Origin of the sequence: Mycobacterium sp. (genome assembly GCF_032161845.1) — a bacterium.
In the GTDB taxonomy this organism is placed as follows: domain Bacteria; phylum Actinomycetota; class Actinomycetes; order Mycobacteriales; family Mycobacteriaceae; genus Mycobacterium.
In genome coordinates, this window is the sequence record NZ_JAVRQA010000554.1 from 1 (window position 1) to 6,787 (window position 6,787).

Annotated in this window: 5 protein-coding genes; 3 read left to right on the plus strand and 2 right to left on the minus strand. The window is 65.4% G+C overall.

What is annotated here, in order from left to right; all coding sequences use genetic code 11:
• A partial coding sequence (locus QOD90_RS30890; protein WP_526356310.1) for a glycosyltransferase family 2 protein occupies positions 1-776 on the minus strand: 776 nt, incomplete at its 3' end.
• On the minus strand, positions 773-1,663 hold the full coding sequence (rfbD, locus tag QOD90_RS30895; protein WP_526356312.1) for a dTDP-4-dehydrorhamnose reductase: 891 nt from the start codon (positions 1,661-1,663) through the stop codon (positions 773-775). The genes QOD90_RS30890 and rfbD, both read right to left, overlap by 4 nt.
• A gap of 68 nt (positions 1,664-1,731) precedes the next feature.
• Here rfbD and QOD90_RS30900 point away from each other — a divergent pair, with 68 nt between their 5' ends.
• The 3 genes from QOD90_RS30900 to QOD90_RS30910 all read left to right on the plus strand — a co-directional run bounded on the left by QOD90_RS30900 (position 1,732) and on the right by QOD90_RS30910 (position 6,738).
• Entirely contained in the window at positions 1,732-3,222 is a 1,491-nt protein-coding gene (locus tag QOD90_RS30900; protein ID WP_526356314.1) for an LCP family protein, read from the plus strand.
• A gap of 20 nt (positions 3,223-3,242) precedes the next feature.
• On the plus strand, positions 3,243-3,929 hold the full coding sequence (locus QOD90_RS30905) for a TIGR03089 family protein (protein ID WP_526356317.1): 687 nt from the start codon (positions 3,243-3,245) through the stop codon (positions 3,927-3,929).
• Positions 3,930-4,644: 715 nt separating this feature from the next.
• Positions 4,645-6,738 carry a cellulase family glycosylhydrolase gene (locus tag QOD90_RS30910; RefSeq protein WP_526356316.1) on the plus strand — a complete coding sequence of 698 codons (2,094 nt, stop codon included), beginning with the start codon at positions 4,645-4,647 and terminating at the stop codon, positions 6,736-6,738.
• The last annotated feature ends 49 nt before the right edge of the window (positions 6,739-6,787 follow it).

Genomic DNA, 6,787 nt, shown 5'->3' on the forward strand with positions numbered 1-6,787 from the left:
AAAGTGTAGGTGCTGGTGTGGTGGGCAGCCAAGTTGCGGGCCGGGTCACGACCCGTCGAATGCCCCTTGTCGTGGAGCACTTCCGCCGACGGCACGTATACGTTCTGCCAACCCGCTCCGGTAAGACGATCCCCGAGGTCAACGTCCTCCATGTACATGAAGTACCGCTCGTCGAACCCTTCGATCGCGTCGAACGCCTGCCTGCGAAGCAGCAAGCACGACCCCGAGAGCCAGCCGACGGGACGTTCGCTGGGCGTCAACCGCTCCTGGCGGTAGGCCGCCGTCCATGGGTTCGATTTCCAGATCGGACCGACGACGGCGTGCATGCCGCCGCGGATGAGGCTCGGCTGGTGTCGGGCGGACGGGTAGACCGAGCCGTCGGGGTCGCGGATGAGCGGTCCGAGGGCACCGGCGCGCGGCCATCGCTTGGCTGCCTCGAGGAGCACGTCGATGCTCTTCGGTCCCCACACCACGTCGGGGTTGGCGACGATGAAGAATTCCGGATCGCCGGCCGGAGTGTTCCCGTCGTCGGTGAAGAGGTACTTCCGCGCCGCCCGGTTGACCGCTGACCCGTAACCCAGGTTGGCGCCGGTGGGCAGCAGTCGAGCGTTCGGATAGCGCTGCAGCGCTTCCTCGGGGACGCCGTCGGTGGAACCGTTGTCGGCCATCACGACCGTCACCGATCGCTCGGTGGCGTGACTCAATGAGGCGAGGAACCGGTCGAGGTGGGGGCCCGGTGAGTAGGTCACCGTCACCACGATCAGGTCCGGGGTCACGGCGTAGAGGGTAGTGGGCCGGCCGGAGAGTCCGGGAAGAGTGCCGCGGCGAGCGCGTCCCGCCACGGACGCAACGGGGTCAGCCCGGCAGCCGCCGACGATTGGGACGCCAGTGCCGAGTACGGCGGCCGTGGCGCGGGGCGGGTGTGACGATCCGTGCCGACGGGCCGGACCCTTTCCGGGTCTGCGCCCACCAGCTCGAACACCGCGCGGGCCTGGTCGAAACGGCTGGCCGCCCCCTGGTTCGCGGCGTGCAGGACGGACTCCTCGATCGACCCATCGGCCACCTGGAGTAGCGCGCCGACGAGGTCACCGACGTAGGTCGGCGACCCGATCTGGTCCGCGACGACGTCCACCTGGCCGTCGCCCGCCGCCAATCTCCGCATCGTGGCGACGAAGTCGCTGCCGTCACCGCCGGAGAAGACCCAGGCGGTGCGGACGACGTGCGCGTTGGGCATCGCGGAGAGCACCTCGAATTCGCCTTCGAGCTTGCTGCGGCCGTAGACGTTCATTGGATTGGTCTCGTCGTCGATCTCGTACGGTCGCGGTTGCCCGCCGCCGAAGTCGCCGCTGAACACGTAATCGGTCGAGACGTGGATGAGTTCCGCTCCGGCGCGGGCGCAGGCGTGCGCCACGTTCTCGGCCCCGGCCGCGTTGACGGCGCGGGCGCCTGCCTCGTCGGCCTCGGCCTTGTCCACGTTGGTGTAGGCGGCACAGTTGATCACCACGTCACCCGCGGCGATGTGACGTTCCGGCGCCGTCGGGTCGGTGACGTCGCAATCTGCCGAGGTCAACGCCAGCACGCGGTGACCGCGGCGGGCCGCCTCGGCAGCCAAGCTTCGCCCGACTAGTCCCCCGGCACCTGTAATCACCAAACGCTCAGACATGTCTGAAGAGTCTGGCACGCCGACTGTCGCTTCCCCGTCTTCGGGCGACTCGCCAGTAGCCTGGGCTGATGCCAGGTCGCCTCTCCCGCATCGTTGCCGTGGTTGCAGCAGCGGTGATCGTCATCGGGACCGGCGTCGCGTGGGGGAAGATTCGCTCCTTCGAGAACGGCATCAACCATGTCTCGTCCGCCGCGCTCGGCGGCGGAGGCGAGGACGGCGCGATCGACATCCTGCTCGTCGGCATGGACAGCAGGACCGATGCCCACGGCAACCCGCTCTCGGCAGACGAACTCGCCACCCTCCGCGCCGGTGACGACGTGTCGACCAACACCGACACCATCATCCTCGTGCGCATCCCGAACAACGGCCGCTCAGCCACCGCGATCTCGATTCCACGGGACTCCTACGTGGAGGCACCGGGCGATCTCGGCAAGACCAAGATCAACGGCGTTTTCGGCCAGGTCAAACTCGAGAAGATGAAGGAGCTCGTCGAGCAGCAGGGCGAGGATCCCGCCGCCGCCGAGCCAAAGGCCACCGAGGCGGCACGCGAGGCCCTGATAAAGACAGTTGCCACCCTCACCGGTGTCACCGTCGACCACTACGCGGAAATCGGACTGCTCGGCTTCGCCTTGATCACCGATGCGCTTGGCGGCGTCGACGTCTGCCTCAAGGACGCCGTCTACGAGCCGCTCTCCGGTGCCGACTTCCCTGCCGGCCCGCAGAAGCTGGACGGCCCTCAAGCGTTGAGCTTCGTGCGGCAGCGCCACGACCTGCCGCGGGGCGATCTAGACCGGGTGACCCGGCAGCAGGCAGTGATGGCCGCGTTGGCCCATCAGGTCATCTCGGGCAAGACCCTCTCGAGCCCGTCCACGCTCAACCGCTTGCAGGACGCAGTTCAGCGCTCGGTCGTCCTGTCCGACGGCTGGGACATCATGGACTTCGTCACGCAGATGCAGAAGCTGGCGGGCGGCAACGTCGCGTTCGCCACCATTCCCGTGCTGCAGGAGGACGGGTGGAGCGATGACGGCATGCAGAGCGTCGTGCGGGTCGACCCGACGCAGGTACAAGATTTCGTCTCGAGCCTGCTGCAGGACCAGGACGCGGGCAAGACCGAAAAGCTCGCTTACTCACCGGCCAAGACCACCGCAGACGTCGTGAACGACTCCGACATCAACGGGCTGGCCGCCTCGGTGTCCGAGGTGCTCACCGGCAAGGGGTTCGTCGCAGGCAGCGTGGGCAACAACGAGGCCGAGCGCGTGGCGAGCAGTCAAATTCGGGCCGCCAAGACCGATGACCTTGGCGCCCAAGCGGTCTCGAAGGAGTTGGGCAATCTGCCCATCGTCGAGGACCCGTCGTTGGCGCCAGGGTCGGTCCAGGTCGTTCTCGCCGGTGACTACACGGGCCCGGGCTCGGGGCTGGGCTCCGAGGTGTCGACGAGCGATACGACCGCGACGTCGGGCGACACGGTCGATCCGGCCGCGGCCGAGTCCACCGATACGTCCCTACCGGCGCCGCCCATCATCACGGCCGGCTCGGATGGTCCGGAGTGCGTGAACTGACGAATCTCGGCTCGGCGGTGATGGATCCGCTACTCGCGCTCCCTTCGGCACCGCGCATCACCTACTACGACGACGCGACGGGTGAGCGCATCGAACTGTCGACGGTGACCCTCGCCAACTGGGCCGCCAAGACCGGCAACCTCCTGCGCGACGAACTCGGCGCCGGGCCGGGCAGCCGAGTCGCCATCCTGCTGCCCGCCCACTGGCAGACCTTGGGCGCGATACTCGGCGTCTGGTACGTCGGCGCGGAGGTCGTCCTTGGGCAGGACGGCTGCGACATCGCATGCTGTACGGCCGATCGCCTCGCGGACGCTGACGTCGCCGTGGGTCAGACCGGCGAGGTGGTGGCCTTCTCCCTGAACGCCTTCGGCAGACCGGTCGACGGACTTCCGTTCGGCATCACCGACTACGCCACCTCCGTCAGGGCACATGGTGACCAGATCGTGGCCGAACGCAATCCCGGATCCGCGTTGAATGGGCGTTCGGTGGCCGAGACGCTGTCAGCGGCAAAAGCCTCGGCGACCGCGACCGGACTGGTCCCTAGCAGCAGAGTGCTCTCGTATGCGGCTTGGGATCACGCCGACGCATTCGTCGACAACGCGCTTGCCGTCCTGGTGGCCGGTGCGTCACTGGTCCAGGTGGCACATGCGGATCCCGAGCTGCAGGCACGGCGCAAAACAGCCGAAATGGTCACCACAGAGCTTTGAGCTCGCAGACGGTCTTCGACCGGACCGACTATTCGAACGGCTAATTAGCTGTTTCAACTTCCTGATGATCTTGATCGACGTCGGCGCCCTGCGGCGGCGCTAGACCTCGTTGCGAGATCTATCGCAGTTTGCTGCGCGACCGACCGCATTCGTCGACATCGAGGAGTGTGGTTAGCCGGGCGGCCAAACTGCGCGGGCCCGATTTCGCGGGCGGGACGACCAATGCGTCGCGAGCCCGCGGCAGACGTTTCGACCGAACTCGAATGGGCCCGTACGGGCGCTTGACGCGAGGGCTGTCAGATCAACTAGCCGCTTTCGCGTCGGCTTCATTAGCGCAAAGCTGGCGGTCCGTAGAACCTACGACACGCCATGGTAGACATTCGTCGAGTCATTCCGCTGCAAGTTGTTGAATATGCGACAGCAAAACAATTGAACAGGTAGCGAGATCCAGATATGACCAGGTTGGGCCGATTATCTTGACCTCTCTGTGCAGACGTAGTGAACCCACGAACAGTTGCCATACCTCACCAGTTTTCCCATGTTCAAGTCTCGTTCACAGAAATTGAGGCGGATGTCAAACCCACTCGAGTTTTCGTACAAAGGGGATAATTTGCATTTGAATGGCGAAGGGTTGCCGCATGGGTTAATTTCATTCGATCGCGCTGGCGATGCACTACTGGCCAAGACTGGAGCGGAGCACCCCATGGGGCACACGATGAGGCACCGACTGCGGCGCTACGGTACTCGAGCATTGATTGCCGTCATCCCCACCGCCATGGTGGCCATGATCTCGACCAATTTGCTCGCGCCAACGGCATCAGATGGGCCGACACTGCGGACCGTCTCCTTCGACATCATCAACACCGCATCCATCGTCAACGATTCGAACACCATCGGGATGGCCGACTCGGATCTGTATGGCCTGAGCAATCCGGACGGCACTCTGGATACAGCGGCGGTGAACAAGACCCTCGACGCGATGCAAGCGCTTGGGGTGAACGACGTGCGGGTGCTCATTCCGTGGGCCTTCGTGGAGCCGGTGCCCCCGGGCTTCCTCGGGTTCGAGCCCGACTACAGCAGGCTTGACTACATCATCAACGCCGCCAACTCCCGTGGGATGGGCGTGCTCGGCGACATCACTGGCACGCCCGCCTGGGGCATCAATCAGACCACCGGTGGGTTGGGTTATTCGGCCAGTCCTGATGTCGCGGCGTACACCGCTTTCGCCTCGGCCGTGGCCGCCCGATATGCAGGCAAGATATCGGCCTACGAAGTCTCGAACGAGGTCAACTCGATCTACGGCTGGACGCCATCGCCGGATGCCGCGGCCTACACGGAGCTCTTGAAGTCCGCCTACACCGCGATCAAGCTGTCCGATCCCAACGCGTTGGTCGTCGCCGGTGCGTTGGTAACGGTCTTCACCGTCCCCGGGCTGACGGTCAACGGCGCCGATTACGTAGCCCAGATGTACGCCAATGGCGCCAAGGGCTTCTTCGACGCCCTATCAATTCACCCGTACCAGTACACGACGTTGTTCTCGCAGGGTGGCTACGATCCGAATGGTCCGATCAGCCAATTGATCGACATCAGGCAGCTCATGATCGACAACGGCGACTCGGCGCTGCGGATCTGGGCGACCGAGTACGGGCTGCCAACCTCGGGCCCCACCGGGGTCGGCGAACAACAACAGGCCGATTTCATCAAGGACTTCCTCGAGACGTGGGCTGCCACTGGCTACGCCGGCCCCGCGTTCATCTACACCACTCGCGATCAGACGGGCTTGGAGAACACCGAGAACGGTTCGTTCGGGGTGTACACCTCGGACTGGCAGATGAAGCTTGCGGCCAAGGTGATCAAGGCGATCCTCAATCCCGGTAACCCAACCGGCCCGACCGACCCAGGCCAAGCGATTGCGGACGCCTTGAACGCAATCTTCCAGCAATTGGCCAACACCATCGCGCAGGCATACGCTGCCGCCGTTCAGGCGGTGGTCCAGAGCGCAGTGACCGCCTACGTCAACGCGATAGCCCAGGCGATCAACGACGCGTTGGGCAGTTTGTTCTCCAGCTTGGCCCTCCCGGCGGCCCAACAGCAATCAATCGTCGAGGGTGTCAGCGCCGCGCGGATGAACATCTCGAGCCTCAGTGTCGACCCCGAGGCAGAGATCGAGACGGTCAGCTCGACTGACCCGGATACGTCGACCGAGGCGGTCACCACGACCGAACCGACCACGACCGACACGGTCACCACGACCGAACCGACCACGACCGAGGCGGTCACCACGACGGAACCGACCACCTCGACCTCGACCGCTCCGACGACATCGACTGAACCGACCACCTCGGCTGCGCCGACCACGTCCGCCGAACCGACCACGTCGACCGCGCCGACCACGTCCGCCGAACCGACCACCTCGGCCGCACCGACCACCTCGGCCGCGCCCGACCCGACATCGGTCACGAGCAAGCCGGTCGTCACCGATCCGACGGGCACCGACAAGCCAGTCGTGACCGACCCGACGGGCAGCACGCCAAAGTCGGATCCACCGTCGGATCAGTCGGGGACGAAGACCGACCCCGACGCCTCGAATCCCAAGAAGGGGAAGCCACGGGATCCTGATGGCACTGGCGGGAACGGTTCACCGATCGCCGGTCTGCCGGGCTCCGGCACACCCGGGTTCAAGAGCCGCTCGGGGTCAGCGTCTGGTGCCGCTACGCCGCGCGCCGTCGAGCCTTCGGCGACGGACCCGGCGGCAAGCGGCGTGAGCCCAGTCGCGGTAGAGAAGGCGTTGGCGGGGGCTACCGCATAGAAGTAGTCCAGTGCGGCGATCGAACCGCCGAGGGGTAGTAAAGACGTGG

What these genes read in the sequence shown, in the direction of transcription:
- rfbD (WP_526356312.1), bottom strand. Translation starts at nt 1,663, where the DNA reads ATGTCTGAGCGTTTGGTGATTACAGGTGCCGGGGGACTAGTCGGGCGA.
- QOD90_RS30900 (WP_526356314.1), top strand. Translation starts at nt 1,732, where the DNA reads ATGCCAGGTCGCCTCTCCCGCATCGTTGCCGTGGTTGCAGCAGCGGTG.
- QOD90_RS30905 (WP_526356317.1), top strand. Translation starts at nt 3,243, where the DNA reads ATGGATCCGCTACTCGCGCTCCCTTCGGCACCGCGCATCACCTACTAC.
- QOD90_RS30910 (WP_526356316.1), top strand. Translation starts at nt 4,645, where the DNA reads ATGAGGCACCGACTGCGGCGCTACGGTACTCGAGCATTGATTGCCGTC.